The organism is Streptomyces sp. NPDC054765 (assembly GCF_053612065.1).
In genome coordinates, this window is record NZ_JBSHBP010000014.1 from 17,795 (window position 1) to 37,624 (window position 19,830).

At 72.0% G+C, this 19,830-nt stretch carries 8 protein-coding genes; all 8 read right to left on the reverse strand.

The annotated features are described in order from the left end of the window. Positions 1–4: 4 nt before the first annotated feature. From ACWGJY_RS11915 to ACWGJY_RS11950, 8 genes are read right to left on the reverse strand one after another with little or no spacing between them, the layout of a single operon-like run. The gene (locus ACWGJY_RS11915; RefSeq protein ID WP_453260641.1) at positions 5–8,632 is read right to left on the reverse strand and encodes an amino acid adenylation domain-containing protein; all 8,628 of its coding nucleotides are present in this window, start codon (positions 8,630–8,632) and stop codon (positions 5–7) included. Beyond that, positions 8,629–13,347 carry a condensation domain-containing protein gene (locus ACWGJY_RS11920; RefSeq protein WP_453260642.1) on the reverse strand — a complete coding sequence of 1,573 codons (4,719 nt, stop codon included), beginning with the start codon at positions 13,345–13,347 and terminating at the stop codon, positions 8,629–8,631. The genes ACWGJY_RS11915 and ACWGJY_RS11920 overlap by 4 nt, the downstream gene beginning before the upstream one ends. Positions 13,348–13,390: 43 nt before the next feature. Further along, positions 13,391–15,343, reverse strand: coding sequence for a non-ribosomal peptide synthetase (locus ACWGJY_RS11925; RefSeq protein ID WP_453260643.1), 1,953 nt, complete (start codon positions 15,341–15,343; stop codon positions 13,391–13,393). Further along, positions 15,340–16,242: a 3-hydroxyacyl-CoA dehydrogenase family protein gene (locus ACWGJY_RS11930; protein WP_453260644.1), complete on the reverse strand. Its 903-nt coding sequence runs from the start codon at positions 16,240–16,242 to the stop codon at positions 15,340–15,342. Before ACWGJY_RS11930 ends, ACWGJY_RS11925 begins: the two co-directional genes overlap by 4 nt. Continuing rightward, a complete protein-coding gene (locus ACWGJY_RS11935) occupies positions 16,239–17,363 on the reverse strand; it encodes an HAD-IIIC family phosphatase (RefSeq protein ID WP_453260645.1) in 1,125 nt (374 codons plus the stop codon). Before ACWGJY_RS11935 ends, ACWGJY_RS11930 begins: the two co-directional genes overlap by 4 nt. Continuing rightward, positions 17,360–18,583, reverse strand: coding sequence for an acyl-CoA dehydrogenase family protein (locus ACWGJY_RS11940; protein WP_453260646.1), 1,224 nt, complete (start codon positions 18,581–18,583; stop codon positions 17,360–17,362). Before ACWGJY_RS11940 ends, ACWGJY_RS11935 begins: the two co-directional genes overlap by 4 nt. Beyond that, positions 18,567–18,893: an acyl carrier protein gene (locus ACWGJY_RS11945; RefSeq protein ID WP_453260647.1), complete on the reverse strand. Its 327-nt coding sequence runs from the start codon at positions 18,891–18,893 to the stop codon at positions 18,567–18,569. The genes ACWGJY_RS11940 and ACWGJY_RS11945 overlap by 17 nt, the downstream gene beginning before the upstream one ends. Next, positions 18,890–19,828 (reverse strand): 3-oxoacyl-ACP synthase, encoded by a 939-nt coding sequence (locus ACWGJY_RS11950; RefSeq protein ID WP_453260720.1) that lies wholly within the window; start codon positions 19,826–19,828, stop codon positions 18,890–18,892. The genes ACWGJY_RS11945 and ACWGJY_RS11950 overlap by 4 nt, the downstream gene beginning before the upstream one ends. Between the last annotated feature and the right edge of the window lie 2 nt (positions 19,829–19,830).

The following is a 19,830-nucleotide window of genomic DNA, read 5'->3' on the forward strand; positions in this document are numbered from 1 at the left end:
CCGTTCAGTTCCTCTCGTCCGGGCACAGCTCGGCAGCCAGGGTCCGGCCGATCTCGGCGAGCGATTCGGGGCTGCCCAGGTCCGCGTGGGAGAAGTCGCTGTGGTGAACACGGATGCGGCCTTCGCTGACGTATGGGGTCCACATCCCGGGGTCAAGTACGGGAATGCTGTCCTGTCGGCCGTCGACGCCGTTCTCCGTCCGCTCGTCTTGCCGGGCCTCGAAGAACAGCACATCTCCGGAGAACGTCGCGGGGTGGAAGTTCGCGGCGAGCGCCACGTTGTTGCGGTAGACGTTGCCCATCCCGGTCAGATGCTGTTCCGAGATCCGCGAAAGCATGTTTTCGCTGTTCCGGACGATCTCCAGGAAACGCTCCGGGGACAGCTCGTCGGGCCCCGCCCAGGCCGCGGGACCGGCCGCGATGGGACGGATGCCCGCGAACTCCAGGAGCGCACCGTAGATCGCGCGCTCACCGCCGAACGCCTGGACCGGCGGCAGTTGGGGGATGTCCGCCATGACGTACGAGTCCAGCAATGCGAGCAGCCCGACTGTCTGGCCCTGCTCCTGGAGACGGGTCGCCATGGCGTGTGCGACCATCCCGCCGAACGACCATCCCAGCAGATGGTATGGCCCTTCGGGCTGCACCGAACGGATCTCGGTGACATAGTCCATGGCCATGTCCTCGACCGTGCCGGGGAGTCGGCCGGTACCGTCCAGGCCGCGGCACTGAAGGGCGTAGAGGGGCTGCTCGGTGCCGAGTTGCCGCATCAGCACGGAGTACATCCAGCCGACGCCGCCCGCCGGGTGCACACAGAACAGCGGAGGCCGGTCGCCTGCCCCGGAGGCGGTGGTGCTCGCCGCCGCTCCGGCCGCGGCGTGGACCGGCCGGAGCGGGAGCAGGGTGTCGAAGGCCGGCTGGTGGTCGTCCACGCCGATGTGTTCGACGAGCGAGGCGACGGTCGGCGCGACGAAGACCGCCGAGGTGTCAATCTTCCCTCCCCAGGTGGACTCCAGCCGACGGGCCAGCCGGGTGGCCAGCAGCGAGTGCCCGCCCAGGTCGAAGAAGTTGTCGTCGATCCCGACGGCGGGCAGACCCAGAGTCTCGGCGAACAGGGCGCACAGGTGGCGCTCCTGTACCGTCCGCGGCCCCCGTCCTGCAGCTTTCACGGAGAGGTCAGGATCGGGCAGCGCGGCGTGGTCGGTCTTGCCGTTCGGGGTGCGTGGCAGCGCCGGCAGGACGACCACAGAGGAGGGCACGGCGTGTGCGGGCAGCGTGCCGCGCAGCGCGTCCAGCAGGGTGCCCGGCAGGTGGGCGACGGCGACTGCGGCGGCGGGGTCGTGCACCAGGTCCGCGGCGGAGGTGAGTCCGGCGACGGGGCCGGCTTCGTGGACATCGCGGAACCGCTCGGCGTCACCCGGCACCAGAATCGCGTCGAAGGCGCCCTCGGTGGCCGACGGCGTTGCCAGTACGCGGTAGCCGAGTTCCGCGCCCCGCTCAGTCAGCTTCTCGATGTGCACGCCCCCAGCGTCCGTTGGGAGGTCGAGTGCGCCGATCCTGGTGGTGGGCGGCGCGGTGTCCAGCATCCGCCGTACCGCAATGTCGCGGGCGAGCCGGGTGTCCGGAATTCCACACACCCGCAGGGGTGTCGGGGCGGCGGCGCGCAACAGCGCGGTCAGCTCACCGAGATCGCTGACGTCGGTGTCCCAGCGCAGCCGGGTGACGTCGCGTACGGACACTGCTGAGGCCGCGTCCTTGTGCAGCGTGACGTCGTAGCGGTAGCGGGTCAGTTCGTTGTCGTGGCGGCCGGATTTGAGCCGGATGTCGACGCCTCCTACGGGCGGGCCGCCGTGCGCGCCGAGGGTGGCGAAGAATTCGGGGGCGACGGCCAGTTCCTCGTCCAGCAGGGTGCGCCGGTCGGCGGCGAGGCGGACAGCGGTTACTGGTGTCATGGGCGCCGCGGCGGCGCACTCGGCCGCGGTGAACAGCCAGCCGCGCAGCCGCGCATCGCGGATGTCTCCGAGGAACAGCGCACCGCCCGGGGCCAACAGCTCCAGTGCGCCCTCGATCACGCGGAGCAGATAGTCGCGGGAGGGGAAGTACTGCACGACCGAGTTGAGGATGACGGTGTCGAACGTGCCCTTGGCGAGCCCGGAGAAGTCGTGCGCGGCCTGCTGCCGCACCTCGGTCGTCGCCGCCGGCCCGGGGCTGCGGGCGAGACGCCGGCGCAGTGCCTCGACTGCGGGCAGGGAGAAGTCCGTGGCCAGGTAGTTCTCGCAGTGCGGGGCCACCGCGGCGAGGATCAGTCCGTTGCCGGCGCCGATCTCCAGGACCCGGGACGGCTGGAGTTCAAGGATCCGGCGCACGGTGGCGGCCTGCCACTCCAGCATCTCCGCATGCGGGATGGGGGTGCCGTCGTAGGTGCTTTGCCAGCCCGTGAAGTCCGCCTTGAAGGGCGCCCGTTCGGCGCCCTCCTCCTGGTCGGAATGCAAACTCGCGTAGAGCGACTCCCACTCATGGAGCAGGTCGGATTCGGTGGCGGCGCGGGCATCATGCCCGTCGCGGTCCGCGTTCCCGGGGGCGGCCGCCGCGCCGTGCGTTTCCGGCACCACGTATGCCACGAGCCTGGTGTCGCCCGTGTCGTCGGTCCAGGGCCGTACCGCCGCGCTCGCGACCGAGGGGTGGCGCTCCAGTGCCGCCTCGATCTCGCCGGGTTCGATGCGGTAGCCGCGGATTTTGACCTGCCGGTCGGCGCGGCCGACGAACTCCAGCTCTCCGTCGGCGTTCCACCGGGCGAAGTCCCCGGTGCGGTACATCCGGCCGCCGTCGCCCGCGAACGGGTCCGCAACGAACCGCTCCGACGTCAGCACCGCCTGCCCCAGGTATCCCCGGGTCACTGCGGGGCCCCCCACATACAGCTCTCCCGGCCTGCCCGGGCCGACGGGGCGCAGGGCGGCGTCGAGCAGATGTATCACGGTGCCCGCGACCGGGCGGCCGATCGACACACAGGTGCCCCCGCCGGGGAGTGTGCCGGTGATCGTTGCGACCACCGTGGTCTCGGTCGGGCCATAGGCGTTGACCAGTGGATGGAGTGCCGACCAGCGCGTCGCCAGGTCCGCCGGCAGAGCCTCGCCGCCACACCGGATCAGGGTGCCCGGCGGCAGGCTCTCGCCGGGGGTGAGCACGGCGAGGACGGAAGGCGGCACGCAGATGTTGGTGATGCGTTCCTGGTGGGCGAGGTGTTCCAGGGCGCGGCCCGGCCTCAGCCGGTCCGTGGGCGCCACCACAAGGGTCGCGCCGCTGGTGAGCGCCTCGAAGAAGTCGTACAGGCCCGCGTCGAAGCCCGGTGAGGCGAACTGCAGTATCCGGCTTCCCAGGCCGGCCCGAATCGCGGGTACGGTGCTGTGCAGCACACTGGCCGTGCCGCCGTGCGGGACCACAACTCCCTTGGGCCGTCCGCTGGTTCCCGAGGTGTAGACGAGGTAGGCCGGGTGTGCGGGGAGCAGTGGAGCAGGTCGCAGACCGTCGTGGAGCGGTGTGCCGGAGCGGCCGGCGATCGACTCGGCGGTCCGGGTGTCGTCGAGGACGAGCAGGTCGCTGCGGCCGGGCAGTGGGGCCGTCGCGGCGTGCCGCCGGTCCGTGATCACCACGGTCGGGCGCACGTCGTCCAGCATCAGCTGAAGCCGCTCGCAGGGGTATTCCGGGTCGAGCGGGACGAAGGCGGCACCCGCCTTGAGCACCGCGAGCAAGGAGACGGTCAGCCCGACGGAACGCGGCAGCAGCACCGCGACGCGTTTCTCCGGTCCCGCGCCGCGGGCAATCAGTTCCCGGGCGGCCTGGTTGGCCCGCGCGTGCAGCGCGGCGTAGCTCAGCTCGGTGCCGGGGCCTGCCTCGTCGCCGGCCAGCCGCAAGGCTACCGCGTCCGGGGTTCGGGCCGCCTGCGCGTCCAGCAGCGAGGTGACGGTGACCTGCGGCACCGCGGGGGCGCCGCCCCGGTACGCGGCCAGCGTGGCGTGCTCGTCCGCATCGAGCAGGTCGAGCCCGGCGAGCGTGGTGCCCGGGGCGGTGGTGAACGTCTCGACCAGCCGCAGCAGTCTGCGCAGCATGCGTTCGACGACGTCCTCGCCGAACACATCAGGCCGGTAGAGGAAGTTGAACTCCAGTCGGCCGTCCCGCGGGATCGCCATCAGCGACAGCGGGTAGTGGCCCGCCGTTTCGCTGCTGGCACCGGTGATCTCCATTCCGGGCAGCGCCGCACGCAGGTCACCGGCGGGCGGGAAGTTCTCGTACACCATGACGGTGTCGAAAAGTTCATCGGCGTCGACCGCGCGCTGAATCTCGGTGAGGCCGATGTGGTGGTGCGCCAGCAGACGTGTCTGCTCCTTCTGAACGCGCTGGAGCAGGTCGCCCAACGATTCTCCGGGCGCGATCCTGACCCGGACCGGCAGGGTGTTGATGAGGAATCCGACCATCGACTCGACGCCGGGCAGCTCGGGCGACCGGCCGGAGACGATCGCGCCGAAGAGCACATCCGTGCGCCCTGTCCACTCCGCGAGCAGCAGCCCCCAGCAGCACTGCATGAGCGTGTTGACGGTGATGCCGTGATGTCCGGCGAACTTCGCGACCGCGTCCGACTGTTCCTGCGTCATGCTGTGCATGAGCCGGGCGGGCCACACCGACGCACGGTGCACGCCGGACGGGGCAAGCAGCGTCGGCTCCGGCGCCCCGTTGCCCTGGGCACTGTCGCCCAGGGCGTCACGCCACACCCGGAGCGAGCCGTCCCGGTCCTGGCGGAGCAGCCAGCCGAGGTAGTCACGGTAGGGAGTGGGTTCGGGCAGCCCGTCCGGGCCGCTGTAGAGCGCGAACAGCTCCGGCAGGAAGAGCTGGTTGGACCAGCCGTCGAGCAAGATGTGGTGGGCGGTGGCCAGCAGCCGGTAGCGGTCGGCGGCCAGCCGCATCAAGGTGAAGCGGATCAGCGGCGGATCGGCGGGGTCGAACCGGGTGGCCCGGCCCGCGGCGAAGATCCGGTCGGACTCGGCTTGCTGGTCACGCTCGGACAGCCCGGTCAGGTCCACCTCCGTGACGTCCGGGCCGCGTTCGGGGATGATCTGTACGGCGCGTCCGGTCGGCAGTTGTAGGAAGCCGGCCCGCAGGTTGGGGTGGCGGCGGCACAGCAGATCGCACGCCCGGCGCAGCGCGGGGACATCGAGGTGTCCGGTCATGTCCAGCGTCATCTGCATGACGTAGGCGTCCTCGCCCTGCCGGTCGTACTGACCGTGGAAGAGCAGCCCTTCCTGGAGCGGGGAGAGCGGCAGCACGTCCTCGAGGGCGGGGTGCCGCGCCGCGAGCCAGCCATGCTCCTGCGCGTCGAGCAGGACCAGCGGCTCGTGGTGCGAGGCGGAGGCCGGCCGCCCCGCAGACGCGATAGCGGGGCCGGGTGACGGGGTCGCCGCACCCGCCGCGGGAGCTGTACGCGCGGGGGCGTCCGACCCCGGTGGCACGGTGCAAAGCGGCACCGCGACCTCGGCCAGCCCGGCCGGGGTCTTGCGGTCGAAGACGTCCTCGGGCGAGATCACCAGTCCCGCCTCCCGGGCCCGGCGGACCAGTTTTATGGAGCGGATGCTGTCGCCGCCGATCGCGAAGAAGCTGTCCTCCGGGCCGACGGCGACCCGTTCCACCACCTGGGCGAAGACCTTCCGTAGCGTCTCGAGGGGGTCAGACGGCTCGGCGGGTTCGGGGCCGTCGGCGTCGGAGAGCTGCGCGGCGCGCTCCTGGAGAGCCGCCCGGTCGGTCTTTCCGTTGGGGTTCAGCGGCAGCGCGTCCACGAAGACGATCGCGGACGGTACCAGCGGGTCCGGGAGGTCGGCGCGCAGCCGTTGGCGGACCGCTTGCGGATCGGGCAGCTGTCCGTCGGCGGCGACGAGGTACGCGGTCAGCCGCCGGTCGCCCTCGCCGTCGTCGGTCGCCACGACCGCGGCGGCCGCCACCTGGGGCAGCGCGCCGAGCCGGGCCTCGATCTCGCCGAGTTCGACCCGGTACCCGCGCACCTTGACCTGGTTGTCCGTGCGGCTGACGAACTCCAGCGCGCCGGCCTCGGTCCACCGGGCCAGGTCGCCCGTGCGGTACATGCGGCCACCGGGGCCGCCGAAGGGGTCCGCGATGAAGCGTTCCGCGGTCAGACCCGGGCGGTTGGCGTATCCGCGGGCCAGGTAGTCGCCAGCCAGGTACAGCTCGCCGGTGTGCCCCGGGGGCACCGGGCGCAGTGCCGCATCCAGGACGTGGCAGCGGACGTTGCCGACGGGGGTGCCGATGGGTGGCGGCGCGGCGGAGTCCGTGACAGTCGCGGTACGGTTGCCGGCGTCTTCGGGTGTCTGGGGCGGGCAGCGCCAGGACGTCGCGTAGACGGTGACCTCGGTCGGCCCGTAGATGTTGTGGACCGTCGCGCCGGGGGCCCGCTGCTGCACCTCGCGGACCAGCTCCGCGGGGAGCGGTTCGCCGCAGAAGACGTAGTGGTCCGCGCGCTCGTGCACCCACTTCGCCCCGGCGACCTTCCGGTAGACCGAGGGCACGGTGTTGATCAGGCTGCCCGACCAGTCCGGGACCTGGAGCAGCGAGAGCAGATTGCGCACGAGATCGACGCTGCCGCCGAAGAGCAGGGGAACCAGGATCTCGAACACCGACATGTCAAAGCTGAGCGACGTCGCGCCGAGCACCCGCGAGAAGGCCTCCGTGCCCAACTCGTCGGCCGACCAGCGCGCGAAGTTGTGCACGGCGCGGTGGGTGACGACCACCCCCTTGGGCAGGCCGGTCGAGCCGGAGGTGTAGATGACGTACGCCGCGTTGCCGGGCCGTACCGGGTCCGGCTGCTCCTGCGGATCGCCCGGCCGGGCGGCGAGTTCGGCGACGGTGGCGAGGTCGTCGACCAGCACGCAGGGCGGTGCGCCCGCGGGCAGCAGGCCGGCCAGATCACCCCTGGTCAGCACGGCCTTGGGCCGCGCGTCACCGAGGAGGAACGCGATCCGCCCCGCCGGGTATTCGGGGTCGACCGGCAGGTACGCGGCGCCGGACTTGAGCACCGCCAGTACGGCGACCACCATGTCCGGCGTACGCGGCAGCATGACGGCCACCAGTTCCTCCGGGCCGGCGCCCCGGCGCGCCAGGAGCTCGGCGAGCCGGTCGGCGCGCTCGTTCAGCTCGGCGTAGGTGAGTTCCAGGCCCTGGCCCCGTACCGCGACTGCCTGCGGAGTGCTGCGCACCACCGCCGCGAATTCGGCGGTGATCGTCGACTCCGGTACGGGCCGCGCAGTGGCGTTCAGCTCCTGCCCGACCAGGCGCAGCTCGTCCTCCGTGGCGAGGTCGAATCCGCCGATGGGCGACTCGGGCCGGGCCACCAGCTGTTCCACCAGTCGCGGCAGCCGGTGTCCGCCCGCGCGGCTGCCCGGGTCGGCGGGGCCGGTGGCGGAGTCGCGTATCTCCATCCTCCATCCGCCGTCCGCCGTCTCCTGGGCGCGTACGAACAGCCCCTCGCCGGGCGTGCCCCAGGTACGGGCGACGGTGAATCCGGAACCGGCCACGGGCCCCGGAGCGGGCTCGAAGGCGGCAATGGCGCCGTACCCGGCCGGCGCGCTCCAGGGCAGGTCCGCGTCGGCGAGGAAGCGGTGCCGCCGGGCACGGCGCAGCGCGAGTCCGGCCCGCTTGGCCACCGTGCTGAAGCTCAGGTCCGGGGTGACGGTGAGCCGGATCGGCACAAGGGTGCCGGGTCGGGCCGCGTCGCCGCCCGGGGTGCCCGGGTCCGTCCCGGCCGCCGTCCGGTGGCCGAGCACCAGGTTGCGGGAGCCGGTGAGGCGGTGAGTATACACGGCCAGCGCGGCCAGCAGCACGGCGGCCGGGCCGCCGCCGCTGCGCCGCGCGGCGCGGGCAAGGTCCCCGGCGCCGAGGGTCGAGCGGTGACCTGCGTTCCTCACCGGCCGCTTCGCCGAACTCCCGTGAAATACGGGTGACTTCGGCTCGGGGCCTGGCGCGCCGGCGAGCAGCTCGCGCCAGTAGCGGTGGTCCGCTGCTCGTTCCGGCGACCGCCGGTAGGCGGCCTCCTCCGCGAGCCGGGCGGTCAGCGGGTGGCCGGGGGCCGGGCGGGCCTGCCGCCCCTCGACCAGCGAAGCGTAGTGCTCGCCCACTCGTTCGGCGATCGCGGCCATTCCCGCCTCGTCATTGACCAGCCGGTGGTAACGCTGGAACCAGCCGAGCCGGTCTCCGGGCAACCGAAACACAGCCAGGCGGTAGGCCGGGCCCGCGCCGAGGTCGAGAGGGCGAGCGCGTTCGGCTTCGATCCATGCGTCGACCGCCGGGTCCCCGGCTGCGGGGGCGGTCCGGAAATCGAGGTCGAGGAGGTCGATGGGCGGTTCCGGGTCGGGCGACGGCAGCTGCACGGGGCCGTCGGTGTACCACCGGAAGGTGACGTGCAGGCCCTCGCACTCGCGTACCGCACGCACTAGCGCCTCGCGCAGCAGGTCCGGCCGCGCCGGCTGTGGTCCATCGGCCCTGAGATACTGTGCCACGCAGTCGGTTGCGTTCTCCCGGCCGTCCAGGAGAACGGAGTGCTGGGCCGCGCTCAGCGGCAGCGGAACAGAAGTGGTCATGTTTTCCTCGCCGCGAGTACTGATGTGGCTGACGTTTCGTTGGCGTCCTGGTCGATGTACTGGATTGCCACCTCGTGGACCGGCAGGTCCGGCTCGTCCAGCAGGCCGCCGAGCAGCAGCCTGAGATCGGCGGCCAGCGCGGCGGCCGTTGTCGTGTCGAAGAGTTCGGGGGCGAAGGCCAGCCAGAGGGTCGGGCTGTCGCCTGCGCCGGGCCGCCACGACAGGCTCATCTCGGCGCCCGCACCGCCCTCGGCGAACGCCGCCTCGCCGGGCAGCCGCAGACCGTCGCAGCGCACCCGCGGGCCCGGTGTGCCGGTGGGCAGGGGTGGTTCAGCGGCCGACAGTGCGTCGCTGACCCTGTCGATCAGCGGCCCGAACGCGGGCTCGTCGGACAGCTCGATCCGCACTGTGCCCGTCGGCGTCCCCAGGGTCACCTCGTCCTGTCCGCAGACCCAGGCGAGCAGCACCACCCAGCCGGCGAGGAGCGCGGCCCGCAGGCAGGTATCCGCGTCATCGCCGCCGCCCGCGCACCGTGCCGCGAACGTGCGCAGCCCGGCGGTCAGTCCGGCGTCCAGGGGCTCGCTCACCGCGTCGCTCAGGGCGATGGGTGATCTGGCTGGCGGGCGCGGCCGGTCCGCCGGAATCATCAGCTCCGGGGCGGGCGGGGGGACGGATGCCGTCGCCGGGGTGGCTCCGGTGTCCGGGAGCAGCAGCTGGGAGAGCAGACGATTGCCGACGTCCGCCGCGGCGAGCTGGCGCAGCAGCCCGGCATACGCGTCGGTGAGTTCGGCGGCCGTATCGGCGGAGAATAGTTCCGTGCTGAACTCCAGGCAGGCATCCATCTCCTCGTCGCCCTCACGGTCCGATGTGACCAGGGTCAGATCGAACTTCGCGGTGCCGGCCGGCATCCCGCCGAAGAGATTGGCGGCCAAGTGGCGCTCGTCGAAGAAGCCGACCGCGGCGCCGTCCATCTGCTGGACCGGGGGCAGGTCCTGGTGCACGTAGAACACATCGAACAGCGGGGCGCGGCTCAGGTCGCGCTCTCCGCCCAGCGCATTGACCACCCGGTCGAACGGGATCTCCTGGTGCTCCAGCGCCTCCAGGACGATGGTCCGTACGTTCCGGAGGAAGTCCCGCAGCCGTGGGTCGCCGGACAGGTCGGCGCGTAGTGCGACCGTGCTGTTGAAGAAGCCGATCAGGCCCTGGAGTTCGGGCCGGTTGCGTCCGGTGGTGGGGGTGCCGACGACGAGATCGCGCTGTCCGCTGTAGCGCGCCAGCAGCAGATAGAGGGCGGCCAGCAGCACCACGAACAGCGTCACCGACTCGCGCGCCGCCAGCTGCCGCAGTTCGCGCATGACCGGCGCGGGGACGGTGAACGCACGCAGGTCGCCGGCGAAGTTCTTGCGCGCCGGGCGGGGGTGGTCGGTCGGCAGCGTCAGCTGTGGCGCGCCGGTCAATGTGTTTGTCCAGTACGCCAGTTCACCGTCCAGGGCAGCGGACTCCAGGAGGTCACGCTGCCAGCGTGCGTAGTCGCGGTACTGGACGGGGAGCGGGTCGAGCCGTGGCGGTCGGCCGGCCCGGCGTGCCGCGTACAGCTCCGGCAGCTCCCGCTGGAAAATCTTCGGTGAGCCGCCGTCGTTGACGGCATGGTGCATGGTGATCTGGAAGACGTGCTCGTCCGGGGCCATCCGGACGACGAGCACCCGCACCAGTGGGTCATTCGCGAGGTCGAAGCGGTGTTCCGCTGCCTCGCGCACCAGCTCCCGGGCGGCGGCCCGCGGATCGGGCGCGCGGGACACATCGGCGTACCGGAAGAAGTCACCGAGGTCCGGGCGGATGCGCAGCGTGGGCGTGCCGTCGATCTCGACGAAGTTGGAGCGCAGCACCTCGTGCCGGGCGGCCAGGTCCTCCCACATGCCGCGCACCGCGGCGACATCGATGGAGCCGCGGACGTGGCTGACCATGGGCAGGTTGTAGAGCGTGGTGTCCTCGTCGAGCTGGTGGTGGAACCACATCCGCTCCTGGCCGAAGGACATCACGAGGCCGGATTGCGGAGCCACCGGGGGCACCGTCCCGGTGGGCGGGCCGGCCGCGACGGGGTCCTTCGGTGATCTGAGAAGGTCGGCGAATTCGGCCACCGTGGGGTGGTCGTACACATCCATGAGGTTCGGCCGGAAGCCGTAGTGCGCCTCGATCCGCTCGACGAGTTGCAGCGCGATGATCGAGTTGCCGCCGAGCGCGAAGTAGTCGGCGTCGGGGGCGATCTCGGTCTCGGAGCTGAGCAGCTCGGCGAGGACCGTGCGCAGCCAGGTCGTGGGATCGGCGGGCTGCGAACCGGGCTCCGTTGCGCGTTCCGGGGGTGCCGCCGGGGCGTCGAGCTCCGCGGTACCGGACAGGGGGATATCGGGTGTGGACCGCGCCGCCTGCGCGACGGCCGGAGCCACGGGTTCAACCGGTCCCGTCCGGACCGGGTCCACATCCGCCCAGCAGCGCGTGCCGTTGATCGGGTGTCCCGGCAGACGCACCCGGCGCGGCGGCCGGTCCGCGGCCGGGCCCGCCTCCGGTCGGCTCACCGCGCGCCAGTTCAGGTCCACGCCGCGCTCGTAGAGCGCACCGAGCACGCCCAGCAGCCCGCCGCTGTGCTCGGAGGCCGTGAGCACCTCGGCGTTCCTACGCCCGTCGAGGTGCTCGGCGAGCAGTGCGCCGAGGCTGCCGTCGGGGCTCGGTTCCACGAACACCACCGGTCCGTCGGCCAGCAGCCGGTCCGCCGCCTCGATCAGTCTTCCGGCGTCGGCAGGTGCGGCACCCTCACCCGCCGCGAGCTCACGGCTGTCCCGCTCGGTGAGCTCGCCCCGCAGGTAGCGCGCCGCATAGCGCGATGTCCCGGCACTCAGCACCGCTTCGATGCGGACCCCGCAGCGGAGCATCGCAGCGTGCATCGCCAACTGTCCTGCCAGTACGCAACTTTCCGGCGTCGGGGCGGACAACTCGTCGGGCAACGTCACGGGTTCCACACCCACGGGCGGCGCGTCGGGTGAGAGCAGCAGCGCGACCGCAGGCACCGCGGGCCGGGCGACGCCCCGAGCAGTCTCGTTGCCCGGAGGCATCTGCGCGGCCAGCCAAGTTGCCTGAGCGGCGAGTTGTACGGCCAGTTCCTTCGTGTCCCGGGCTCGTACGGCGATGCGGTGCTCATGGTGCGTGCGCCCGCTGTTGAGCGTGAAGGTGACGTCCTCGAAGCGCTGCCGGCCGTCGCGCAAGGTGGTCCCGAGGCTGGCGCAGAGCCTGGCCAGTGCGGCCCGGCTGCGGGCGGAGACGGCGACCAGCGCGGGTGCCGAGGGGCCGTGTCCCACCCGGCCCGGATCCTGATCCGGCCGTTCCGGTGGCTGTTGCACCACGCAGTGTGCATTGATGCCGCCGAGGCTGAACGAGTTGACGCCGGCGAGCCGATGCCGTCCCTCTCCTGGCTCCTCCCACGGCCGGGTCTCGGTGACGACCTCCATCCCGGCGGCCGCGAGATCGATGCCGCCGGTGGCGCGTGCGAAGTGCAGAGAGGGATAGAGCTCGCCGTGCCGGACGCTGAGTACGGCTTTGATGAGCCCGGCGATCCCGGCGGCGTGGTCCAGATGCCCGATGTTCGTCTTCACCGAACCGATCGGCAGCCGGGCGGTCCCGCTCCGCCCCGGCCGCTCCCGCCGGCCCGCGAACGCCGTCGTCAGTCCCTCCAGTTCGACCGCGTCGCCGAGCCGGGTGCCCGAACCGTGCGCCTCCAGATATCCGGCGGACGCGGGATCGGCGCCGGCCGACTGCCATGCCTTCGCGATCACCTTTGCCTGGCCTGCCGCGCTCGGCGTGCTGATGGTGGCGGCCGCGTGCCCGTTGTGGAGGGTGGCGCTGCCGCGGATCACCGCGTGGACGGGGGCGCCGTCGGCGAGCGCCCGCCGTACCGTGGTCAGCAGGAGTACGGCCCCGCCCTCGCCGGATACGGTGCCGTCCGCGTCGGCGTCGAACGCCCGGCAGCGGCCGGAGGGCGACACCAGTTCGTCCAGCCCCTCGGCGTCCCGCGCGGGCAGTCCGCCGGAGCGGACGCTGACCCCGCCCGCGATGGCGTACTCCGCGTCCCCCGCGGTCAGTTCGCGGCTCGCCTGGTGGACGGCGATCAGTGAGCCGTTGCAGCCGGAGTCGACCGCGTAGCACGGCCCCGCGAGGCCGAGAACATGGGCGATACGGGCGGGCAGCCCGAAGGGCACGTTGCCCAGTGCGCTGAGCGCTCCTGGGTCCGTGGCGGCCGCGTGGTAGCTGGAGGTGGCGGAGCTGAGGACGACGGCCACCGGGTGGTCGCCCAGGCCGGAGGTCGCATAGCCGGCGTCCTCAATCGCCTCGTGTGCGAGGAGCAGCGCGAGCCGCTGCTGCGGGTCCATCAAGGACGCCTCGCGACGGGAGAAGTTGAAGAAGGCGTAGTCGAAGCCAGTGATGTCGGCGAGGTGCCCCATGGGGAGGAACCGGGCCGCGGGGTCCAGCCCGGTCGCCGCCGCCCGCGCTGCCGGCATGGCGCCCACGGAGTCCCGGCCGGACCGGAGGTTGGCGCGGAACTCGGCCAGGTTCTCCGCATCGGGGAACCGCACACCGATGCCGACGATCGCGATGTCGTTGTCCCGCACCGGTGCGCCGTCGCTGACATGGTCGTTGCCGGGTACGGCTGCCGCTCGGCTCGTCACGTGCTCTCTCCCACGGTGCTGATGCCTCTGGTGCCTGGCTCGCTCATACTTCGAATGTCATGGGTGCCGCGGCCGGCCACTCGCTTCCCGTCGCGGTGAGCGCGTCGGCGACCGCCGCCGCCTGGGCCCGCACGGTGTCCAGGTCGAAGAGCCGTCCCACGCGTATCGCGCCCGGCCAGCGCCGTTGCAGCCGCAGATGCAGTTCCACGACGCGCCGCGAATTGCCGCCGGCCGCGAAGAAGCCGTCGCCGAGCCCGAATTCGTCATGCCGCAGCACCTCGGCCCACAGCGCGGCGATCTCCCGTTCCAGCGCGTTCCCGCGGCGCCTGGCGGGGTCGGCGTCACCGTTCACGGACTCCCCCGGCCCCTGGGGCACTACCTCGGAGTGCCGAAGCAGGGCGCGCAGGGCGCTCTCGTCCGTCTTGCCGATGGCGGTCAGGGGAATTCCGGCGACCTGGACGAAGCGTTCGGGAACGGCCTGTTCGACCAGCTGACCGGCGCAGTGCGCCAGCAGCTCACGGACCGTGGGCGCGGCTGCCGCCGTCCGGTCCGCGGACCAGAACGCCACAAGGGTGTCCTCGGCGTGCTCGTCGGTGATGCCGAGCACGGACGCCCGGCGCACGGCGGGGTGGCTCTCCAGCACGGCCTCGACGGCGTGCCGCTCGATCCGCGCTCCGCGCACCTTCGTCTGTCCGTCCTTCCGTCCGCCGAATTCGATCTCACCCGCCGTGTTGAGCCGGGCAAGGTCTCCGGTGCGGTACATCCGGTCTCCGGGGACGTCCGTGAACGGGTCTGCCACGAAGCGGCCCGCGGTCTCGGCCGGACGGCCCGCGTAGCCGTGTGCGACTTGGGGACCGCCGATGTACAGCTCGCCGAATGTGCCGTTGGGTGCCGGGGACAGGTCGTGGTCGAGGATGTACGCCCTCGTGGCGGGCCCGATGGGATGGCCGATCGGGAGGGACTTGGCGGACCCGGCCGGCTCCTGGGCGTCCGGTGCGAGGTGGGCGAGGACGCCGACCGTCGTCTCCGTGGGGCCGTACTCGTTCCACAGCCGGGTGCCGGGCAGCGTCCTGCGGTGCGCGTCGGCCAGCACCTCGGGGACCGCCTCGCCGCCGAGGATCAGGGTCCGCAGGTGGGTGTCCGCACCGGACAGGTGGGGCAGCATCAGGCGGTAGAAGGAGGGCGGCGAGGCGGCCAGCCGGACGTGCCAGGTACGGATGAGCGCCGCGGCCGCCGCCGCGTCGGGCAGCCCGCGTGCGTCCGGCAGCACCGCCGTGCCACCGGTGCAGAGCGCATGGAAGAGCAGCAGCAGCGCCCCGTCCCAGGCCAGCCGGCACGGGGCGAAGGTGACCGTGCCGGGTTCCTCTGCGCGCCCGGCCATCAGGTGCGCGAGGTTGGCGCGGCTGACCACGACCGCCTTGGGTGCGCCGGCCGAGCCGGAGGTGCTGATCACGTACGCGGGGGCAGCGCCCGGCACTTCGGCGCGCGGCGCAGGGGCGGGCGGGGAACCGGCCGCCCCGGGAGTTCCGGAAGGCCCCGACAGGTCGTGCAGGGCGATGCCGGACGCCAGCGCCCGGACCGTGTCCGAGGTGGTGGCCGCGTTGGCCCCGTCGAAGACGATGGCCGCGCAGTCGGTGTCGACGAGCAGGGCCCGGACACGGCCGGCGGCCGGCTCGGACGGCCCGTGCTGTCCCGGCTCCACCACGCACCAGGCTGCGCCCAGGCGCAGCGCGGCGACCATCCCGACGACGGTGCGTTCGCTCTGCCGCTGGTAGAGCAACACGACCTGGCCCCGGCCCGGCCGTACCGTTCCCCCTGCGGCGATGCGCGCAGCCAGCTCCTCGCTCTCCGAGGCCAGTTGCCGGTAGGTGAGCGCCCTGTCGCCGACTACGAGGGCGGTGCGGTCGGGCGACGCACGGAAGTGGTGCTCCATCAGCGTCAGTACATCCACGGCGGCCGGGACGGGGGGCCCGGTGACAGCCTCGCGGGCGGTCATCCTCGCCGTCCGTAGGCGTGGAATCCGCGCCCGCTCTTGCGGCCGCGGTGCCCCTGCCGCACCAACTCCAGCAGCAGCGAGCACGGCTCGTATCGCGCGTCCGCGGTGATCTCCAGCAGGACGTACAGGGTGTCCACGATGGTGTCCAGGCCGATCAGGTCGGCCGTTCGCAAGGGGCCCATCGCGTGCCCGAAGCAGTCCTGGAAGATGCGGTCCACGGTCTCGGCGTCCGCGGTGCCCGCTTCCACCCGGGCCGCCGCGTCATTGACCATGGGCATCAGCACCCGGTTGGAGACAAAGCCTGGTGCGTCGTTGACGACATGTCCCCGCTTGCCCATCCCGGACAGCAGGCCGAGCGTCGCATCGAGAACGCGGTCGCCGGTTCCGGGCCCGCGGATCACCTCGACCGCGTCCTTGAGATAGGCCGGGTTCATGAAGTGCGTGCCGAGCACCCGGTCGGGGCGCTGGGTGTGCGCGGCGAGAGTGGCGATCGGGATCGCGGAGGTGCACGAGGCGAAGACCGTGCCGGGCGGACACACCGCGTCCAGTTCCTTGAACACCATTTCCTTGACGGACATCCGCTCCGGCGCGCATTCGATCACGAAGGCCACCGCGTCGAGAGCGGCGGCATCCGGCGTCCAGCGGATCCGGTCGGACACCTCGGCCGCCGGGACGACACCCGATGTACGGCGCGATGTACGGCGCAGCAGCCTGGCCGTGCGCAGGCCGTCACGCAGTTTGCGCGGGCCGTCGTCCAGGGCCTCGTGGACGGGGTCCACGACCACGACGGGGTGACCGGCCTCGGCGAGGCTCTGTGCGACGCCGATGCCCATGGTGCCCGCGCCGACCACGCCGACGGCGGCCCTCCCGGTGCCGTTCTCGCTCTGCGGATTGCTCAACGGTCTCTCCAGGGTGAGTTCGCATCGGTGTCGACGACCCGTACATGGGTGGGCATGGGGGGCGGCGAGGCGGCACGGTCCAGGCCCAGCACGACGCGCCCGTCCGGGGCCCGCTCGATCACCTCGAAGCCGCTGAAGCGCAGATTGACCAGCATCACGCGGTTGACGGGCGTGGGGACGAACTCCGCGACCGGGCGCAGGTCCCTGGCCAGTGCGTCGCGTACGAGGTGTCCGATCAGGGCGGGGCCGACGCCGCGGGACATCACTCGGCAGGACAGCAGCAGCAGCCTCAGCACACTGGCGCCCTCAGCGCCGGTCGGCCCGTCCTGCGCGCCGTCAGTGTGTTCGGTCAACGCCAGGCCGATCGTCCCGTACGAGCCGAAGCGGTCGGTCAGTCCGGCGACCAGCACGCGGTGCCGGGGCGAGGCGCACAGCTCCCTCAGTTCCTCCAGGTCGTAGGTGCGTCCCGTGGTGTTCAGCTGGTGGGTACGGACCGTCAGCTCATGCGCGCGGGCCAGGTCCTCCTCGGTCGCGCGGCGTACCGAGAGCTCCAGGCCGAGGGAGGCCAGGAACTCCGCGGGGGCCCCTTCGTAGGTGTCCTGGGCTTCTTTGCGCCGCAGTTCGCCGCGGTAGAGGGCGCGCCGTTCACGTGATTCGTCGGTCACGAAGGGCGGCCGGAATTCAGGGAGTACGGTCAGCCGCGCGGCCTGGGAGGCCGGGTAGCAGCGTACTTCGGGGAGGGCGGCGACCACCTCGGCGCGTTCCATCCGGTCGTTGTCGATGAACGCGAGCGTGTCGAGGCCGATGTTCAGCCGAGCGGCGATCCGGCGCACCGCATCGGACTTGGCGCCCCAACCGATGTCGAGCAGCGTGAACAGGTCGTCCAGCCCGTGCGAGGCCAAGTGGGCGGCCGCGGCCTCAGGGTCGCCTCGGCTGGCGACCGCGTGCAGGATGCCGCGTTCGTCCAGGGTGTGCAGGGCGGCGGTGGCCGCGAGGAACGGCCGTGGTGCGTCTCCCTCCAGCACGGTGCCGTCCCACAGGGTGTCGTCCAGGTCCCACACCAGGCACTTCACCGTCGGGGCCGGGGCGGGGGGCGGCGGGGTGCCCGTCGTGTCCGTCATGTCGACACCTCCTGACGGGCCACGGTGCCGGCGGCGCCAGTCCGAGCTGTGCCTGGTGCGGCCGGCCGCGGTCCGGGGCCGGCCGGTCGGAGGCCGTGCTGCCGGAACATCCGCTCGGCGATGTGCAACTCGGCCACCTGCGGCGATCCTTCGATGATCTCCATCACCTTGGCGTCCCGGAAAAAGCGGCCGGCCCGGCTCTCGGGGCCGCAGCCCGCGGACCCGAGGATCTGTACGGCACTGTGGCTCGCTTCAGCGGCAGCGCGGGCGGCCGCGTACTTGGCGACGATGGTCTCGGTCATGGCGCGCAGCCCGTTATCAGTACGCAACTGGGCTGATCGGAGTGCCAGTTGGCGCGCGGCATCGGTCTCCACGGCCGCCCGCGCCAGCAGAGATCCGACCAGCTGGTGGCGGGCCAGCGGCACGCCGCCCTGGGTACGGTGCACGGCGTGCTCGGTGGCGTCTGCGATACATGCCTCGGCCATGCCCACGCAGCCCCAGGCGACGGTGAACCGGCCGTGGTCCAGCGCGGTGGCCGCGACATGGGACAGTCCGGCCCCCGCGGGCGCCACCCGGTTCTCCCGAGGCACCACGACGTCGTCGAACTCCACATGCGCAATCCCGGCGGCGCGCATGCCGAGCTGGCCGCTCACCAGCTCGCGGCGCACGCCCGGCCGGTCTCCCTCGACGAGCACCGTGACCGGACCGCCGGACGACCGGCCGAGCACCAGGAACACGTCGGCCGTCTGCCCGAAGGTGATCCACCTCTTTCGGCCGGTCACCACGATCTGCCGTCCGTCGTCCTCGACCCGGGTGCCCACATGTGCCAGCGCGCTGCCCGCGTCCTGCTCGGTGGCGGCGAATCCGGCGATCCGCTCGCCGCCGGCCAGCAGAGGCAGCCAGTGAGAGCGTTGGTCTTCGGTTCCCCAGCGCAGCAGGGCCGCCGCCACCATGCTCTGGACGGTGAGCAGGCCACGCAGGGAACTGCACACCCCGCCCAAATGGGCGCTGATCTCTCCCAGTTCGTCCTGCCCGGTCTCCGCGCCGCCGTGGCCGGGCGGCACGGCGGCACCCAGCAGGCCCGCCTCGGCCACCGCACGGCGCACGTCCTCGGGCAGCGCACCGCGCTGGTCCCAGTCCGCGGCCCGGTCGCGTACGGCGGCGGCGAGGTCGGCGGCCGCCTGGACGAGGGCGCTCCCCCGGCTACCGGAGGGGTTCATAGTCGGTGGTGAACTCGGGGGCGGGCTCGGCAGCGGCCGGTTCATGGACGTCGGCCGGTTCGGCGGCGCCACCGGCGCCCGCGGTCTTGCGTGCGACGAACCCGGCGACGCCGACCGCGGTGCGGAAGTTCTCGAGGTCCAGGTCTTCCACCTCGACGGTGAGCCGGAAGCGCTCCTCGACGAAGGTCACCAACTCCAGCGCGAACAGTGAGTCCGCCAGTCCCAGCGCGAAGTAGTCGTCTTCGGGCCGGATGTCCTGCCTGAGCGCGACGGTGAGAAACTCCGTTATCTCGCCAATGGTTGAGTTCATTGTGTCGACTCCCCGGCTCCGATCTCCACCAGCAGCAGGCTCCACGCCGCCACCGGGCTCACGTTGATCAGCACTGCGCGGTCGCCCTCGGCCAATTCCTTGCGCTCAAGGGCCGTATACAGATTCAAGAACACATCGTTCGGACCCAGATGCCCCAATTCCCGGAGGTTGTCGCGACAGGCCGGGAGAACGTGCACGCCAAGGGATTCCTCGGTGAATCCGAAGCTCCCCGAGGAAAGATTCTGTGTGATGTATCCCGCCACATCACGGCGCGTCATTCCATGGCGCGTGAGGAGCCCGTCCAGCAAGGCCGTCAGCCGGTTGCGGGTCTCCACCGCCAACTGGAAGGAGTACGTCGCCGGGTCCTGGCAGCGCTCCCGCCAGCTGTCGCTCGGCAGGTCCCGGAACGCAACCTGGAACAGATCCCAGTACTTCCCGTTCGTCTCCTGGACGATGTCCAGCAGCCGCACCGAACCTGTCCTGGAGAGCACCAGCGCGCCGCCGCCGTCCCCGTTGACGGTCACCGGGTGGCGGTAGCGCCCCTGGGTGGCGGGTGTGCTGCCGTGGGCGACCAGTACGTGCTCAAGCTCCGGGTCGGCGGCGAGCAGGCCACGGGCCGTGAGCAGGGCGGGAGTCAGCGAGACACAGCCCAGCCCGCCCACTGTGAAAGTGAGCGCGTCCCGCGACCCGAGCAGTTCCTGGAGGCGGGTCGCCTCCGAGCTGAGCAGGGTCTGCGGGGCGCGCGATTCGACGACGATCAGCGCATCGGCGTCCTGCGCGGTGAGTCCCGCTGCGGCCAGCGCCCGGTGTGCTGCATGCTCGGCCAGACCGACCGCGTCCGCCTCCCTGCCTGTCCGTATCCGCTCGATCCCCAGCCCCAGGCAGACGCTGCGCTCGGCCGGCGGCAGTCCGGCCAGTTCCGGTAGTTCCCCGATGT